This window comes from Acidovorax sp. Leaf160 (assembly GCF_001424265.1).
Taxonomy (GTDB): Bacteria; Pseudomonadota; Gammaproteobacteria; order Burkholderiales; family Burkholderiaceae_C; genus Paracidovorax.
Genome location: NZ_LMOV01000017.1, coordinates 20,380 through 36,211, shown reverse-complemented (window position 1 = coordinate 36,211; position 15,832 = coordinate 20,380). Strand labels below are relative to the sequence as shown.

Below are 15,832 nucleotides of genomic sequence, written 5' to 3'. Positions count from 1 at the left end.
CAGTTGTCTGAACGGAGCGCACGCAGTGCGCGCAGTGAGTTCTGCGGCAGCACCCGCCGACCGAGCATCGCAGGTTGCCCCGCAGCGCAGCGGAGGGGACACGCACAGCAGGGTCGCCCTTTCTTTGGTGACTTTCTTTCGGCGAGTCGAAAGAAAGTTACTCGCCCGCCGGGGCGAAATCCCGGCCCCGGAAAGCAAAGGCCCAGCAACCGCCAGCACCGCCCCCGCAACGCGAGCAGACCCAGCCACGCAGAAGCCAAACACGACGAAAAAGAACGGTGCGCAACGATTCGTTGTCGGACACCCGTCCTACAAATACGGGTCGTGCCCCCACAGACCATCGTGGGTCTTCCAAGGACCGACATGGCACAGCACGACATAAACCCCGACGTGGACTGGCGGCAGATCGACATCAGCGAACCGCACGAGATCGCCTACTGGACCCAAACTTTCGAATGCACGGAAAGCCAGTTGCGCGACAGCGTCAGGTTGGTCGGTCCGTCGGCGGAACAAGTGCGGCTGCACCTGCGTGGCCCGGTCGTGCGTCGCGTCCCCTGCGCCGACGGGCTGCTGGCCATCGCCCGCAGGCTGGCGCCCAAGCCGGGCCACCTCTCGTCGGCATCAGCATAGCCATAGCCACGGCCATACCCATCGGCATCGGTACCAGCACGGGCCCGCGCTGACGCCCGGCGCCGCGCAGGCACCCGCGCCGGGCTCCATTTGCTATTATTTATATAGCATAAGACCCAATCAATCCGGGCGCTAGAGGCGAATTTCAGCTCAAGACTCCGGACGTCATCCGCACCACGCGGTCGCAGCGGGCCGCCAGTTGCTCGTCGTGCGTGACCATCACGAAAGCCGTCCCCTGCTCGCGTGCCAGGCGCAGCATCAGCTGGAAAACGCCGTCGGCGGTGCTGCGGTCCAGGTTGCCGGTGGGCTCGTCGGCCAGCACGCAGGCGGGGCGGGTCACCAGGGCGCGGGCGATGGCCACGCGCTGGCGTTCGCCGCCGGAGAGCTCGGCCGGGCGGTGCAAGGCACGCTCGCCCAGGCCCACGGCGGCCAGCGTCTGCAGGGCCCGGTCCAGGCATTCGGCGTACGGCAGGCGGCGGATGCGCAGCGGCATGGCCACGTTGTCCTGCGCGCTGAATTCCGGCAGCAGGTGGTGGAACTGGTAGATGAAGCCGAGGTGCTGGTTGCGCAGCTGCCCCTGGCGCTGGGCCGACAGCATGTTCAGCGCTTCGCCCTTCAGGTGCACGGTGCCGGCGGTGGGCGCATCCAGCCCGCCGAGCAGGTGCAGCAAGGTGCTTTTGCCCGAGCCGGACGCGCCGACGATGGCCAGCGTCTCGCCGGCCCGCACGTCCAGATCGACGCCCTTGAGCACGGTCACGTCCAGCCGGCCTTCGGTGAAGCGCTTGGTCAGGCCCCGCGCCTGCAGAACGATGGGGGCGTGGGGATCATTCATAACGCAAGGCTTCGGCAGGGTTGACGCGGCTGGCGCGCCAGCTGGGGTACAGGGTGGCGACGAACGCCAGGATGAGCGAGATGACGCCGATCGGGACGATGTCGCTGGACTGCGGCTCGCTGGGCATCTTGCTGATGAGGTAGATGTCCTTGGGCAGGAAGTTGGCGTGCAGCGCGCGCTCGATGGCCGGCACGATGACGTCGATGTTGTAGGCGATGCCCAGGCCCAGCAGCAGCCCGGCGAGCGTGCCGATCACGCCCACCATGGCGCCCTGCACCACGAAGACGCCCATGATGCTCTTCGGGCTGGCGCCGAGGGTGCGCAGGATGGCGATGTCGGCGCGCTTGTCGGTCACCGTCATCACCAGGGTGGAGACCAGGTTGAACGCCGCCACGGCCACGATCAGCGTGAGGATGATGAACATCATGCGTTTTTCCAGCTGCACGGCGGCAAACCAGGTGCGGTTCTGCTGCGTCCAGTCGCGGATCAGCAGGTCGCCCGACAGCGAGTGCGCCAGCTGCTGCGCCACCTCCGGTGCGGCGTGCAGGTCCTTGAGCTTGAGGCGCACGCCCGTGGGGCCTTCCAGCCGGAAGATCCGCTCGGCGTCTTCGTGGTTCAGCAGCACCAGGGCCGAGTCGTATTCGTAGTGGCCCGAATTGAAGGTGCCGGCCACCGTCATCTGCTTGAGGCGGGGCACCACGCCCGCCGGCGTGACCTGGCCGCCCGGCGCGATCAGCGTCACCGCGTCACCCACCCGCACGCCCAGCGAGCGGGCGAGCTCCGAGCCCAGCACCACGCGGAATTCGCCCGGCACCAGCGCCTTGAGCGCTTCCACGTTGGCCGCCGCCAGGTCGGTGACCTCGCCTTCGCGGGACGGGTCGATGCCGCGCACCAGCGCGCCCTTCATGTCTTCGCCGCGCGCCAGCAGCGCCTGTGCCGCCACGAAAGGGGCCGCGCCGACCACGTTGGGGTTGGCGCGGGCCTCGGCCAGCGTGCGGGCCATGTCGGGCAGCGCGGCGCCCTGCGGCGCGAAGATCTCGATGTGCGAGACAACGCTCAGCATGCGGTCGCGCACTTCTTTCTGAAAGCCGTTCATCACGCTCAGCACGATGATGAGCGCAGCCACGCCGAGGGCAATGCCCAGCATGGAGACGCCGGAGATGAACGAGATGAAACCGTTGCGCCGCGTGGCGCGGCCAGCCCGGGTGTAGCGCCAGCCCAGGGCCAGTTCGTAGGGGATTTGCATGAATGTGAAGAGGCCCGGCGCCGCGCGGGAATTGGCGGCCACCAGGCGGCGCCGATTGTGGCATCCCCGAGAATAGCGTGATGTCGGACGCCAACCATTTGCTGATTCCCTTTGCCGCCAGCACCGCCGACGGGTGCCGCCACGCTCTCCAGGGCCTCACCCTGCCTCACCTCGACCGCCTGCTGGGCCGCCTGGCCCGGTCGCCCGCGCTGGACGCGGGCGAGGACACCGATTTCGCCCCGCCGCACGAACGCGCCCTGGCCCGGCACCTGGGCCTGCAGGACGGCGCCGCCGGCCACACGCCCTGGGCCGCCTGGTACCAGCACCAGCGCAGGGCCCCGGATGCCTCCGCGCCGGTTCAGCTTGCATCCGCCGACGCGGCGGCGGCCTTCATCAGCCCCTGCCAATGGCATGTGACGGCGGACCGCGTCACCCTGGTGGACCCGGCCGCACTGGCGCTGGACGAGGCCGCATCGCGCCAGTTGCTGGACATCCTCGCTCCGTGGTTTGCCGAGGACGGCATCACCCTGACCTATGACCAGCCCACGCGCTGGCTGGCGCAGGGCGCGGTGTTCGACGGCCTGGCCACGGCCTCGCTGGACCGCGTGGTGCAGCGCGACGTGCGCCCCTGGATGCCCGACGCCGCCCGGGCGCGTGTGCTGCACCGCCTGCACAGCGAGATGCAGATGCTCCTCTATACCCACCCGTTCAACGACGAGCGCGCCGCCCGCGGCCTGCCGCCGGTGAACGCGTTCTGGGTGCACGGCGCGGGCCGGCTCGACAGCCGGCCGGCCCCGGTGCCGCCGCCGGAGATGCCCCTGGCGCTGCGCGACGCCGCCCTGCGCGAGGACTGGAGCGCCTGGGCCGCCGCCTGGGCCGCCATCGACGCCGGCCCCGTCGCCCGCCTGGCCGACCACGTGGCGGCGGGCGGCATCGCGCGCCTGACGCTCTGCGGCGAGCGCAGCGCCATGGCCTGGCACACCGCGCCGCGCGGCTTCTGGAAGAAGATCAGCAGCCTTTTCAGCCCGCAGCGCTTTGCCGACGTGCGCGATCAGCTATGAAAATAGTAGCAAGAGACATTCCACCCCGCGCCGCCTGGGCGCTGGAACAGGCCGGCGTGCACCCGCTGCTGGCGCGCCTCTATGCCGCGCGCGGCATCCGCCTGCATGACGAGCTGGACGACGCCCTGAAGCGCCTGCTGCCGCCCGAAACCCTGCTGGGCGCCCGCGAGGCCGCCGTGCTGCTGGCCGATGCCATTGCCGCCGATCGCCGCATCGTCGTGGTGGCCGACTACGACTGCGACGGCGCCACCGCCTGCGCCGTGGCCGTGCGCGGCCTGCGGCTGCTGGGCGGGCGCCAGGTCGATTACCTGGTGCCCGACCGCGTGGCCGACGGCTACGGCCTCACGCCCACCATCGCCCGGCGCGTGCATGAGCGCGGCGCCGACCTGCTGGTCACCGTGGACAACGGCATCGCCAGCGTGGACGGCGTGGCCGAGGCCCGCGCGCTGGGCCTCTCGGTGCTCATCACCGACCACCACCTGCCCGGCCCCGCCCTGCCGGTGGCCGACGCCATGGTCAACCCCAACCAGCCCGGCTGCGCGTTCGAGAGCAAATCGATCGCCGGCGTGGGCGTGATGTTCTACGTGCTGATGGCGCTGCGCACCGAGCTGCGCCGGCGCGGCGTGTTCGACGCCGCCAGCCAGCCCCGGCTGGAGCCGCTCCTGCCGCTCGTCGCCCTGGGCACCGTCGCCGACGTGGTGCGCCTCGACAGCAACAACCGCCGGCTGGTGGCCCAGGGCCTCAAGCGCATCCGCGCCGGGCAGATGCAGGCCGGCATCGCCGCGCTCTTCACCGCCGCCGGTCGCAAAGCGGAGGTGGCGACCACCTTCGACTTCGGCTTTGCGCTGGGCCCGCGCATCAATGCCGCCGGCCGGCTGGCCGACATGACGCTGGGCATCGAGTGCCTGCTGACCGACGACCCCGGCCGCGCCGCCGAGCTGGCCCGCACCCTGGACGCCATCAACCGGGAACGCCGGGACATCGAAGGCGGCATGCGCGAGCAGGCGCTGCTGATGGCCGAAAACCTCTTCGGCGATGCCGACACGCCCCCTGCGGCCATCAGCGTGTTCGACCCCGACTTCCACGAAGGCGTGGTCGGCATCGTCGCCAGCCGCATCAAGGACAAGCTGCACCGCCCCACCTTCGTCTTCGCGGCCAGCGCAGCGCCGGGCAAGAGCCACGAGATCAAGGGCTCGGGCCGCTCGATCCCGGGCTTCCACCTGCGCGACGCGCTGGATTTGGTCGCCAAGCGGCACCCGGGCGTGCTGCTGAAATTCGGCGGCCATGCGATGGCGGCGGGCTGCACCGTGGCCCGGGAGCATTTCGAGACCTTCGAGCGCGCCTTCGCGCAGGTGGCCGAGGAATGGCTGGACGCCGCCACGCTGACCCGCCGGCTCGACACCGACGGCCCGCTGGCGCCCGAATACTGCCGCGCCGACATCGTGGACACGCTGCACCGCGAGGTCTGGGGCCAGGGCTTCGCCCCGCCCACCTTCAGCGAAGAGGTGGAAGTCGTCAGTCAGCGGCTGGTGGGCGAAGGCAAGAACCACCTGTCGCTCAAGCTGATGCACCAGGGCACGCCCATCGACGGCATCTGGTTCGGCCACACCGACCAGTTGCCGCCCCGCGTGCTGCTGGCGTTTCGGCTGGATGTGAACGAGTGGAAGGGCGAGCGGCGCGTGCAGTTTCTGGTGGAGGGCGCGCAGCTGTGACCCAAACAGGGCCCAAATAGGGCCCAAATAGGGCTCCAGCGCTCGCAGATCAACGGCGTACAGCTATCGATATCATAGCAAACGCCTGACGCGGCGCTGACCGCCTGGGTGGACGGCCGCGTCGTGCCGGCCCGGCGCCGTCCCTTCACTCCGCCTCTGCAGGGCTTCGCCAGGCCGGCGCTCAACGCTCCGGCCTCGCCCCATCGGTCAGAACGTTTCCCAGTCGTCGTCCGAACCAGGCGCCTGGCGCCCGGCCTTGGGCGCCGGAGCGGGTGCCGCGGTGCCCAGGCGCGGCGCGGGTGGCGTGGACCGGGCGGCGGGCGGACTGGGCGCTTTGGCGGTTGCGGGCGCCTTCGCGGCGGCGCTGGCGGGCAGGGCCTTCGCCGCAGTGGCACTGGCACCCGCACTCGAACTGGCGCCGGAACTGGCGCTGGCGTGCGACAGCGCGGCGCGCGCCGCTGCCGGCATCTTCCGCGGCGGGCTCACCCGCGCGGAAGCGGCCGCCACGGGCCGGGCCATGGCGGCCAGGGTGGGTGCGGGCGCAGCCCCCAGCGCTCCCACGTTGAACACCGACACCACTTCCGACAGCCGCTGCGCCTGGTCCCGCATGGCGGTGGCGGCGGCGCTGGATTGCTCGACCAGCGCGGCGTTCTGCTGGGTCATCTGGTCGAGGTTGGCCATGGCCTGGTTGACCTGGGAAATGCCATCGCGCTGCTCGGTGGACGAGGCCGTGATCTCGCCGATCAGGTCGGCCACGCGCTGCACGCTGCCGACGATCTCTTCCATGGTGTGGCCTGCCTGGGCCACCTGCTGCGAACCGGACTCCACGTTGCGCACCGAGGTGTCGATCAATTGCTTGATCTCCTTGGCCGCCTCGGCCGAGCGCTGCGCCAGGCTGCGCACTTCCGACGCCACCACGGCGAAGCCCCGGCCCTGCTCGCCCGCGCGGGCCGCCTCCACGGCAGCGTTCAACGCCAGGATGTTGGTCTGAAAGGCGATGCCGTCGATCACGCCGATGATGTCGCTGATCTTGCGCGAGCTGTCGGTGATCTGCTGCATGCTGCCCACCACCTGGCCGACCACTTCGCCGCCCCGGCCGGCCACCTGCGCAGCCGTGGTGGCCAGCTGGTTGGCCTGGCGGGCGGTGTCGGCGGACTGGCCGACGGTGGAGGTCAGCTCTTCCATGCTGGCGGCGGTTTCCTCCAGGTTGGCGGCCGTCTGTTCGGTGCGGGCCGACAGGTCCTGGTTGCCGGTGGCGATCTCGTGCGAGGCGGTGGACACCGATTCGACCCCCGAGCGCACCTGCGCCACCACGCCGCGCAGCCGCGCCGCCATGTCCGAGAGCGACCGCAGCAGGTGGCCCAGCTCGTCGCGGCGGTCGTCGTTCGCCTCCACCGTAAGGTCGCCCTGTGCAATGGCGTCGGCCATGTCCACGGCGCGCGCCAGCGGACGGGTGATGGAACGCACGGTCCAGTGCGCCAGCGCCATGCCCAGCAGTGCCACCAGCAGGGCCAGGCCGGCACCGAGCCACTGCGCCTGGGAGCGCTGGCGGCGGCCTTCGGCATAGGCCGCTTCGCGCTGCGCCTCCTGCTGCTTGATGAACACCTCCTGCGTCCGGGTATAGCGCGCGACGGCCGGCAAGAGCAGCTCATCGACCTGGCGACGCATGGCTTCGGGGTCGGCGCGGCCTTCCTGCGTCTGGCCGGTGATCTTGAGCACGGCGCTGCGCTCGGTGGCGATGCGCTCGAGCTGGGCCTTGTCTTGCGGCAGCGTGGCCTGCGCGACGATGGACTTCTGCAACTCGGTGATGGCCGCGATGTCGGTCTTCACCAGCGCGCTCATGCGGGCGGCCAGGGCTTCGTCCGTCGAGACGGCGGACACGACCACCCGCTCGACCGCCAGCTGCGTCATCGCCTTCCAGCGCGAAGCCAGCCCGATGCGAACGTCGGCGGCCTGCACCCGCGCCGTGGTGGCGTCGTCGACCCGCTCGGTATAGCCCAGCAATGCGAACAGCAACACCAGCATGCTGCCCAGCAGCGCCAGAAGAATCAGCCACAGTTTGCGGCCCACGGAGAGTTGGAGGAATGACATGAGGTTGGACAGAGAGAGGAAGGCCGGCATGGCCCGAGTGGCATGCACGGAAAGCGGGATCGACGGGCCCGCAGCTGTCCACGGAAACAACGGCTGAAGCGCGACGGCGCTGCCGTTTGCAATCTCTTACATTCTCTGCGGGTTCCGGGATCGGCCTCATGCGGGTTTCCCGCATCGGGCTTGAATGACGTCAAATCGGCGACAGTTTCGTGTCGGTTTGATGGCTATTCGCCACATCGCTGCCACGAAAAGGCGGGCGTCCTAGAATGAAAGCGTGTCCATCCTTCTCAACGCCGACCTTCACTGCCACTCCGTGGTCTCCGACGGCACGCTCACGCCCGAGGCCCTGGCCGCCCGCGCGCATGCCAACGGCGTGGAACTGTGGGCACTGACCGACCATGACGAAATCGGCGGCCAGCACCGCGCTGCCGCGGCCGCGCGGGCTCTGGGCATGGCCTATCTCACCGGCACCGAAATCTCGGTCACCTTCGCCGGCACCACGGTGCACATCGTCGGCCTGGGTTTCGATCCCGACGACGAGCAGCTGGCCCAGGGCCTCGCCGCCACCCGTGGTGGACGGGGCGAGCGCGCGCATGAAATGTCGCGCCAGCTGGCCCAGGTCGGCATTCAGGGCGCCTACGAGGGCGCACTGAAGTACGTGGGCAACCCGGAATTGATCTCCCGCACCCACTTCGCGCGTTTCCTCGTGGAAGCCGGCATCTGCCGCGATACCCCCGAGGTGTTCCGCAAATACCTGACCGAGGGCAAGCCCGGCTACGTGCCGCACCGCTGGGCCGCGCTGGGCGACGCGGTGCGCTGGGTGACGCAGGCGGGCGGCATGGCGGTGATCGCGCACCCTGCCCGCTACAAGTTCACGGCCAATGAGGAATACGCGCTCTTTTCCGAATTCAAGGAACACGGCGGCCGCGGCGTGGAGGTGGTGACCGGCAGCCATTCGCCCGCCGAATACGTCACCTACGCGGCGATGGCGCAGGAATTCGGCCTGGCGGCATCGCGCGGCAGCGACTTCCACAGCCCCGAGGAATCCCATACCGACCTGGGTGCGCTGCCCGGCCTGCCCGGCCAGCTGACGCCCGTGTGGGAACTGCTGGCGGACCGCATTCGCCCGGCCGCCTGAAAGAAAAGCAGACAAGCCCATGGCCCAGTATTTCGAAGTACACCCCGAGAACCCGCAGCCCCGCCTGATCAAGCAAGGCGCGGCGCTGCTGCAAAAGGGCGGCATCCTGGCCGTGCCCACCGACTCCAGCTATGCCCTGGTGTGCCACCTGGACGACAAGGACGCCGTGACCCGCCTGCGCCGCATTCGCCAGGTGGACGACAAGCATCACCTCACCCTGCTCTGCCGCGATCTGTCGGAGCTGGCCAACTACGCGCGGGTGGACAACCGGCAGTACCGCCTGCTCAAGCTGGGCACGCCGGGCCCGTACACCTTCATCCTCGAAGCCACCAAGGAAGTGCCGCGCCGCGTGAGCCACCCGTCACGCAAGACCATCGGCCTGCGCGTGCCCGATCGCAAGGGCCTGCAGTTGCTGCTGGAACTGCACGGCGCCCCGCTGCTGGCGACGACCTTGATTCCCGCAGGTGAGACCGAGCCGCTCAACGACCCGCAGGAGATCCGGGCGCGCTATGAAAAGCTGCTCGACGGCATCGTCGATGCGGGCGCCTGTCCGCAGGAGCCGACCACGGTGATCGACCTGACGCCGATGGGCGAAGGCGGCGAGGCGGAAGTGGTGCGCGAGGGGCGCGGCAGCCTGTCGGCGCTGGGGCTGTAGCCGGTCCATGCGCAGGGCGGGCACGGCCCTCGCCCTGCCCTCTGCCCGAGCGCGGATGCGGACGCAGACTCAGAGGTAGCCGCAGATGCCGGCGCAGCGAGCACTTCGCAATGCGCACCCCCACCTGTCTCTTCGTCTTCCTCAGTCCAGCTTGAAGGCCCCTACCGCGCGCTGCAGGTCCGCCGCGCGGCCATCGAGCGCCTCGGCCGCCCGCTGGGCCTGATGCACGAGCGCCGCGTTCTCCTGCGTCGCGCCATCCATCTCGGCAACCGACTGGTTCACGTGGGCGATGCCTTCGCTTTGCGCATGCAGTGCCCCGGAGATCTCACCCAGCAGCGTGCTGACCTGCCCGACCGACTGCACGATGTCCTGCATGGTGCGGCCGGCAGCGTCCACCAGCTGGGTGCCGCTCTGCACCTGGTCCACCGAGGTGTCGATCAGTCCCTTGATCTCCCGAGCGGCCACCGCGCTGCGCTGCGCCAGGTTGCGCACTTCGGTGGCCACGACGGCGAAGCCGCGGCCCTGCTCGCCGGCCCGCGCCGCCTCCACGGCCGCGTTCAACGCCAGGATGTTCGTCTGGAAGGCGATGCCTTCGATCACCTGGATGATGTCGACGATCTTGCGCGAGCTGCCGCTGATGGCCTGCATGGTCTGCACCACCTGGCCCACGGCCTGGCCGCCGCGCTCGGCGGTGGAAGAGGCCGTCACCGACAGGCTGCTCGCCGAGCGGGCGCGGTCGGCGTTCTGCCGCACGGTGGTGGTCAGCTGGTCCATGCTGGCGGCGGTGTCGGCGAGCGAGGCCACCTGCTCGGCGGTACGGCGCGCCAGGTCACCGTTACCGGCATTGATCTCGCCTGCGCTGGAAGCGATGGCGTCACTCGACTGCTTGATGCCGGCCACCAGTTCGGTGAGCGTGTCTTCCATGGTGCCCAGCGCGCCCAGAAGCCGGCCGAAGTCGCCTTGCAGCTCCGAGCTGAATTCCTGGCTGAGATCACCCGCCGCCACGGTCTCGGCGATCAGGATGGCCTGCTCCAGCGGCGCCACGATGCCCTGGCGCAGCAGCACGAATGCGGCAGCGGCCGCCACGAACACGGCGCACCCCAGCCCGAGCAGCCACGCCCGCATGCCCGACAGCTCCTGCTGCGCCGATGCAATCGCACGCTCTAACGGCGCGCGCTGCGCCGCATCGGGCAGCGCCGCCGCAGCCTGCAGTGCCGCGTCGTGCGCCCGCTGGGCGTTGGCGATGTCGCCCAGGCCGACCGCCATCAATACGGCAACGAGCAGCACCAAGGTGCCGAAGGCGAGCACGAGACGCGTGCCGATTCTCAAACCACCCCAAGCCATAGCCGATCCATCCTCGAGTCGTTCAGCGCTGCTGCACGCCCCGGCGGGACGCCCTGCAGAGCCGTTTCATTTGGAAACAAATGACATCGTAGGCAGGTTTGCTGCGGTGCGGTACGAGGGCTTCCCCTGCCTTGCCGCGGAAAGCCGCGTGCGCGCTCTGAGACAATCGGTGCCGTGGACTTCTCGAACCTCATCCAAACCGTTCTCATCTACGCATTGCCGGTGCTCTTCGCGATCACCGTTCACGAGGCGGCGCACGGCTATGCCGCTCGCCACTTCGGCGACACCACCGCGCAGATGATGGGGCGCATCACGCTCAACCCGCTCAAGCACATCGATCCGGTCGGCACCGTCCTGATGCCGCTGCTGCTGTACTTCGCCACTTCGGGCGCTTTCCTCTTCGGCTATGCCAAGCCGGTGCCGGTGAACTTCGGCCAACTGCGCAACCCCAAGCGCGACATGATCTGGGTGGCCCTCGCGGGCCCCGCCACCAATTTCTTCCAGGCCATCCTGTGGGCGGTGGTGCTGGTCGCGCTGATCGGCTTCGGCGTGGACGAGCGCTTTTTCACCGAGATGGCGCGCGCCGGCATCCTGGTCAACCTGGTGATGTGGGCCTTCAACCTGTTTCCGCTGCCGCCACTGGATGGCGGGCGCATCCTGGTCGGACTGCTGCCCTGGCGGCAGGCGCACTGGGTCTCCCGCATCGAGCCCTACGGGTTCTTCATCGTGCTGGCGCTGGTCGTGGCGGGCGTGGTCGGCACGGTCTGGCTGAGGCCCTTGATGTCGCTGGGCTACAGCATCATCAACCTGCTCATCAGCCCCCTGACCGCGCTGCTGCGCTGACCCGTCGCGCTGCTGCCTCATCGACTGCAGCGGCCTTCAGGGCCGCACCTGCACCTTCATTTCTGCACTGACACCCCATGAGCACCACGCGTTTCCTGACCGGCATCACCACCACCGGCACCCCCCACCTGGGGAACTTCGTCGGTTCCATCCGCCCTTCCGTGGCGGCCAGCCTCCGCCCGGGTGTGGAAAGCTTCTACTTCCTGGCCGACTACCACGCGCTCATCAAGTGCGAAGACCCGGCCCGCATCCAGCGCTCCACCCTGGAGATCGCGGCCAGCTGGCTGGCGGCGGGCCTGGATCCGCAGCGGGTGGTGTTCTACCGCCAGTCCGACATCCCCGAGATTCCCGAGCTGAACTGGCTGCTGTCCTGCGTGACGGGCAAGGGGGTGCTGAACCGCGCCCACGCCTACAAGGCATCCCAGGACAAGAACCTGGCTGCCGGGCGGGAGGCCGATGACGGCGTCACCGCCGGGCTGTTCATGTACCCGGTGCTGATGGGCGCGGACATTTTGATGTTCAAGGCCCACAAGGTGCCGGTCGGGCGCGACCAGGTGCAGCACATCGAGATGGCCCGCGACATGGCCTCGAGCTTCAACCACCTCTACGGCGAGCACTTCGTGCTGCCCGAAGCGGCCATCGACGAGCACGTCGCCACGCTGCCCGGCCTGGACGGGCGCAAGATGAGCAAGAGCTACGACAACACGATCCCGCTGTTCACGCCGCGCGAGGCGTTGCGCAAGCTCATCGGCGGCATCCTCACCGATTCCCGCGCCCCCGGTGAGCCCAAGGAGACGGAAGGCTCGGCCCTGTTCCAGATCTACCAGGCATTTGCCACGCCCGCTGAAACGGAAGCGTTACGCCAGCGGTACCGCGAAGGAATCGCCTGGGGGGATGCCAAGCAAATGTTGTTCGAGCGCATCGACACCGTGGTCGCTCCGATGCGCGACCGCTACGAAGCCCTGATGGCCGAGCCGGCGCAGATCGAAGACATCCTGCTGTCGGGCGCCGAACGGGCCAGGGCACTGGCGACGCCGTTCATCCGCGAACTGCGTGCAGCGGTGGGACTGCGGAGCCTTCGCACGCAGCCCGTGAAGGCGGCCACACCGAAGGCGGCGCGGTCCACGGCCTTGGCCTCCTTCAAGCAGTACCGCGAATCCGACGGCCGGTTCTACTTCAAGTTCGTGTCTGGCGAAGGCCGGACCCTGCTGCAAAGCAGCGGGTTCGACGCACCGAAGGAGGCGGGACAGGCGATTGCCGAGCTTCAGAAGAGCACCGACATTGCCGCCACCCTGGGCACCTTGTCTGCGCGGCTCGCTCCCGTTCCGGGAGTGGGTGCAGCCGAGATCCAGGCCGCGCTGGAGGCCCTGCAAGCCCATCAGGCGGCAGCCTCCTGACCCGTATCTGCACTCCACTTGGGTATTCTCACCTGAGTTTGGCTGCACATTCGAGCCGTAGACCAGGCCGATCACCGGACTGAATTCCGAGTCGAGCGCCTGCGCATGGCGGCCCGGTGCGCGCCTTCGCGCGCGCAACTATCACAACGCTACAGGCGTAGATACTTATGATTCTGTCGCCTGCCGGACAAAAAAGTGAACAACAGTTAATAAATTTCTGCGTATTCCGCCTGCTGGTCTGACCTTTCCTATACTCGTTTCGAGTAACTACTTGTAGGAAAAGACATGCGCATAGTGGCGTTGGACGACGATGCGCTCCAGCTGGAACTGTTTCGTCGCGCGATAGAGGGTATGGGCCATGCCTGCCGCACGCACCTGACTGGGGCGTCTTTGATGAAGGACATGCGGCGGGAGACATTCGATCTGCTGATCGTGGACTGGCAGCTTCCAGACACCAGCGGGCCGGACGTGGTGCGGTGGGTCCGTGAAAACGTCGGAACGCACCTGCCGATCCTTTTCGTGACCAGCCGCCACGAAGAGCGGGACATCATCGAAGGGCTAGGCAGCGGCGCCGATGACTTCATGATCAAGCCCGTCCGGGTCGGAGAGCTGACGGCGAGGGTCACAGCACTCCTGCGCAGAGCCTATCCGGCGGTGTCCAGCGGCACCATGGAGTTCGGCCCGTACCGTTTCGTCCCGGATTCCCGCACCCTGCTGATCTCCGGCCGAACGGTCGAGTTGAAGAACCGCGAGTACGACCTGGCGTTGTTCCTTTTCCAGAACATGGGACGACTGCTTTCGCGGGACCATCTGCGCGAAATCATCTGGGGCCACAGCGCAGACGTCATTTCCCGCTCCCTCGACACCCATATTTCCCGGTTGCGCTCCCAACTCGACCTGCGGCCCGCCAATGGCTACATGGTCACCGCCGTCTATGGCGTGGGTTATCGCTTCGAGGCCGTCACACCCCGGCCCGACGATGGCCCGGCCACCGGTTCGGCCCCACCGCCGGCTGCCGCCGACACGGCTTCGGCTCCATGAGTCTCCGGGTGCGTCTGTCGGGGTCGATCCGCGCGGCCAGCGGCAGTGCCGCCCCCTGCGCCATCTGGCTGGCTGCCGCCTGCATTGCGGGCGGTTCGGCCATCGCCGGCCCGGCAGACGCGGCGGATCCATCGAGCAGGGCGGGCTCGGAGGCAGCGTTCCCGCCGGTCACCGATATCCACCACACCATCCAGCCCGGCGACACGCTGATGGCGCTGTCCCGGCGCTATGCGGGCGACGGCCGCGCATGGCCGGCCCTGGGGGTGCTCAATCAGGTGCGCGACCCGCGCCGGCTCCGTCCAGGCAGCGTGCTGCGCATCCCCTCCAGGCTGCTGCCTGCCGAAACCGCCATCGTGGAGTTCGTGCAAGGCCCGGTCGCCGCAGTCCCTGCACCAGGTCAAGCCGGAAAGCCGGCGCTGACGGTGGGCGAGCCACTCCCCGAAGGCGCGCGGGTGCAGGTGGGCCCGGAGGCTTTCGTGACCTTGCGTCTGGCGGACGGCAGCCTCATCCGCCTGAGGGCCGATTCCGACGTGCAACTCCAGCAGTTGCGTCGCCGGGGGCGCGCCGGCAGCGTGCAGTCGGTGCTCGATCTGCGCCGGGGCGGTGTCGAGTCCTCGGTCACGCCGCAAGCGCAGCCAGACCGGCGCTTCGACATCCGCACGCCCACGGCCACCACCAGCGTACGGGGAACCCGGTTCACCGTCGATCTGGCGGGTTCGGGCCAGGCCACGACCTCGGTGGACCAAGGCTCGGTGCTGGTTCGCGCAGCTGCCGAGTCGGGCGCCAGGCATGCCGCCCGGTCGAATCAACCCGCCGCCGCGCCGGCGGTCATGCTGGCGGGGGACCAGGGAGTTGCCGTCTCCGCAGGGGGGCAGCTGGGCACGGTGCGCCCCTTGCTCCCGGCCCCCGACGCCACCTCCCTGCCGGCGATCTGGCACGATGCCGACCTGCTCTCGCTGTCGGTGCCGGCGCTCGCTGGAGCAGCCGTCTACCAATGGCAGCTGGCCAACGACGCCGACTTCGCGCAGGTGGTGCGCAGCCAGCGCTCTTCCAGCCCCGAGGCCCGCTGGCCGGGACTGCCCGATGGAAGGTACTACCTGTCGATCCGCGGCGTGGATGAGGCAGGCATACCGGGGCGGGCCGCCACACAATCCATCACGGTGAAAACGCAGCCCGCGCCACCGCTGTACCAGTTCCCGCCCCCCGGTGGCACGATAGACCGCGCACAGGGCGAACTGCGGTGCACCGGCGTCGCAGGCGCGGGCTTCTACCGCATCCAGCTGGCATCGGACCGGGCATTCCAGCGGCTGCTTGTCGACGAGGAGCGGCTGTCGGCATGCCGTACCGCCCTGGTGCAGGTGCCGCCCGGCTCCTATTTCTGGCGCGCTGCCAGCGTGCGCCAGTTGCCCGACGGCTCGCTGGATGACGGCCCTTTCGCCAAGGCCCAGGCAGTCGTGGTCGGCGAGTCCCCGGCAACGCCAGACGCCGCATCGGTGCACACCGATGAGGACCACGGCGTGGATGGTGTCCGCCTTTACTGGGCTGCCGACCCGCGGCAGACCTTCCAGCTCCAGATTGCGGCCCAGGGCGATTTCAGCCAGCCACTGGTCGATACGCATCTGGCGCAGCCGTCCTGGTCCTCCCAGGAGCTGGCTCCGGGCGATTACCAGGTGCGCATCAAGGTGATCGACCCTTCCGGCCTGCAAAGCCAGTTCTCCAGTGCCCGGACGTTCCGCGTGCGGCCCGCCATCGAGAGTGGCGCGGGCCTGCCTGTGACTTCGTCCGACGGCCAGCCGCTGACCCGCCCGTGAACCGCGTTGCTTCCCCCCTGGCAAGCGTTCC

General features: G+C 69.0%; 13 protein-coding genes. 9 read left to right on the top strand and 4 right to left on the bottom strand.

Going from position 1 to position 15,832, the window contains the following annotated elements:
- Positions 1-363: 363 nt before the first annotated feature.
- The gene (locus ASF94_RS10535; RefSeq protein WP_056665594.1) at positions 364-630 is read left to right on the top strand and encodes a DUF3606 domain-containing protein; all 267 of its coding nucleotides are present in this window, start codon (positions 364-366) and stop codon (positions 628-630) included.
- Positions 631-775: 145 nt separating this feature from the next.
- On the opposite strand, the gene lolD is transcribed toward ASF94_RS10535, so the two are convergent.
- The gene (gene lolD, locus ASF94_RS10530) at positions 776-1,462 is read right to left on the bottom strand and encodes a lipoprotein-releasing ABC transporter ATP-binding protein LolD (RefSeq protein ID WP_056665589.1); all 687 of its coding nucleotides are present in this window, start codon (positions 1,460-1,462) and stop codon (positions 776-778) included.
- Complete coding sequence (locus ASF94_RS10525; RefSeq protein ID WP_056665603.1) at positions 1,455-2,708, bottom strand: lipoprotein-releasing ABC transporter permease subunit; 1,254 nt, start codon at positions 2,706-2,708, stop codon at positions 1,455-1,457. The genes lolD and ASF94_RS10525 overlap by 8 nt, the downstream gene beginning before the upstream one ends.
- A gap of 80 nt (positions 2,709-2,788) precedes the next feature.
- Between ASF94_RS10525 and ASF94_RS10520 the strand changes: the two genes are divergently transcribed.
- Together ASF94_RS10520 and recJ are read left to right on the top strand one after the other, a co-directional pair.
- Positions 2,789-3,769 (top strand): hypothetical protein, encoded by a 981-nt coding sequence (locus ASF94_RS10520; protein WP_056665588.1) that lies wholly within the window; start codon positions 2,789-2,791, stop codon positions 3,767-3,769.
- Positions 3,766-5,481, top strand: a complete 1,716-nt coding sequence (gene recJ, locus ASF94_RS10515) for a single-stranded-DNA-specific exonuclease RecJ (RefSeq protein WP_056665587.1) — start codon at positions 3,766-3,768, stop codon at positions 5,479-5,481. The genes ASF94_RS10520 and recJ overlap by 4 nt, the downstream gene beginning before the upstream one ends.
- 207 nt (positions 5,482-5,688) lie before the next feature.
- Here recJ and ASF94_RS10510 read toward each other — a convergent pair whose 3' ends face one another.
- The gene (locus ASF94_RS10510; protein WP_056665601.1) at positions 5,689-7,572 is read right to left on the bottom strand and encodes a methyl-accepting chemotaxis protein; all 1,884 of its coding nucleotides are present in this window, start codon (positions 7,570-7,572) and stop codon (positions 5,689-5,691) included.
- 274 nt (positions 7,573-7,846) lie between these two features.
- Between ASF94_RS10510 and ASF94_RS10505 the strand changes: the two genes are divergently transcribed.
- Both ASF94_RS10505 and ASF94_RS10500 read left to right on the top strand, forming a co-directional pair.
- Entirely contained in the window at positions 7,847-8,710 is an 864-nt protein-coding gene (locus tag ASF94_RS10505; protein ID WP_056665586.1) for a 3',5'-nucleoside bisphosphate phosphatase, read from the top strand.
- Between the two features lie 19 nt (positions 8,711-8,729).
- On the top strand, positions 8,730-9,365 hold the full coding sequence (locus tag ASF94_RS10500) for an L-threonylcarbamoyladenylate synthase (protein ID WP_056665583.1): 636 nt from the start codon (positions 8,730-8,732) through the stop codon (positions 9,363-9,365).
- 141 nt (positions 9,366-9,506) lie between these two features.
- Here ASF94_RS10500 and ASF94_RS10495 read toward each other — a convergent pair whose 3' ends face one another.
- A complete protein-coding gene (locus ASF94_RS10495) occupies positions 9,507-10,709 on the bottom strand; it encodes a methyl-accepting chemotaxis protein (protein ID WP_056665579.1) in 1,203 nt (400 codons plus the stop codon).
- A gap of 174 nt (positions 10,710-10,883) precedes the next feature.
- Between ASF94_RS10495 and ASF94_RS10490 the strand changes: the two genes are divergently transcribed.
- From ASF94_RS10490 to ASF94_RS10475, 4 genes are all read left to right on the top strand, one after another.
- Positions 10,884-11,552 (top strand): site-2 protease family protein, encoded by a 669-nt coding sequence (locus ASF94_RS10490; protein WP_056665576.1) that lies wholly within the window; start codon positions 10,884-10,886, stop codon positions 11,550-11,552.
- Positions 11,553-11,629: 77 nt separating this feature from the next.
- Positions 11,630-12,949 carry a tryptophan--tRNA ligase gene (locus ASF94_RS10485; protein ID WP_056665573.1) on the top strand — a complete coding sequence of 440 codons (1,320 nt, stop codon included), beginning with the start codon at positions 11,630-11,632 and terminating at the stop codon, positions 12,947-12,949.
- Between the two features lie 285 nt (positions 12,950-13,234).
- Positions 13,235-13,990, top strand: coding sequence for a response regulator transcription factor (locus ASF94_RS10480; RefSeq protein WP_056665572.1), 756 nt, complete (start codon positions 13,235-13,237; stop codon positions 13,988-13,990).
- Complete coding sequence (locus ASF94_RS10475) at positions 13,987-15,801, top strand: FecR domain-containing protein (protein ID WP_082493171.1); 1,815 nt, start codon at positions 13,987-13,989, stop codon at positions 15,799-15,801. Before ASF94_RS10480 ends, ASF94_RS10475 begins: the two co-directional genes overlap by 4 nt.
- Positions 15,802-15,832 lie beyond the last annotated feature (31 nt).

What these genes read in the sequence shown, in the direction of transcription:
- ASF94_RS10535 (WP_056665594.1), top strand. Translation starts at nt 364, where the DNA reads ATGGCACAGCACGACATAAACCCCGACGTGGACTGGCGGCAGATCGAC.
- lolD (WP_056665589.1), bottom strand. Translation starts at nt 1,462, where the DNA reads ATGAATGATCCCCACGCCCCCATCGTTCTGCAGGCGCGGGGCCTGACC.
- ASF94_RS10525 (WP_056665603.1), bottom strand. Translation starts at nt 2,708, where the DNA reads ATGCAAATCCCCTACGAACTGGCCCTGGGCTGGCGCTACACCCGGGCT.
- ASF94_RS10520 (WP_056665588.1), top strand. Translation starts at nt 2,789, where the DNA reads ATGTCGGACGCCAACCATTTGCTGATTCCCTTTGCCGCCAGCACCGCC.
- recJ (WP_056665587.1), top strand. Translation starts at nt 3,766, where the DNA reads ATGAAAATAGTAGCAAGAGACATTCCACCCCGCGCCGCCTGGGCGCTG.
- ASF94_RS10510 (WP_056665601.1), bottom strand. Translation starts at nt 7,572, where the DNA reads ATGTCATTCCTCCAACTCTCCGTGGGCCGCAAACTGTGGCTGATTCTT.
- ASF94_RS10500 (WP_056665583.1), top strand. Translation starts at nt 8,730, where the DNA reads ATGGCCCAGTATTTCGAAGTACACCCCGAGAACCCGCAGCCCCGCCTG.
- ASF94_RS10495 (WP_056665579.1), bottom strand. Translation starts at nt 10,709, where the DNA reads ATGGCTTGGGGTGGTTTGAGAATCGGCACGCGTCTCGTGCTCGCCTTC.
- ASF94_RS10485 (WP_056665573.1), top strand. Translation starts at nt 11,630, where the DNA reads ATGAGCACCACGCGTTTCCTGACCGGCATCACCACCACCGGCACCCCC.
- ASF94_RS10480 (WP_056665572.1), top strand. Translation starts at nt 13,235, where the DNA reads ATGCGCATAGTGGCGTTGGACGACGATGCGCTCCAGCTGGAACTGTTT.
- ASF94_RS10475 (WP_082493171.1), top strand. Translation starts at nt 13,987, where the DNA reads ATGAGTCTCCGGGTGCGTCTGTCGGGGTCGATCCGCGCGGCCAGCGGC.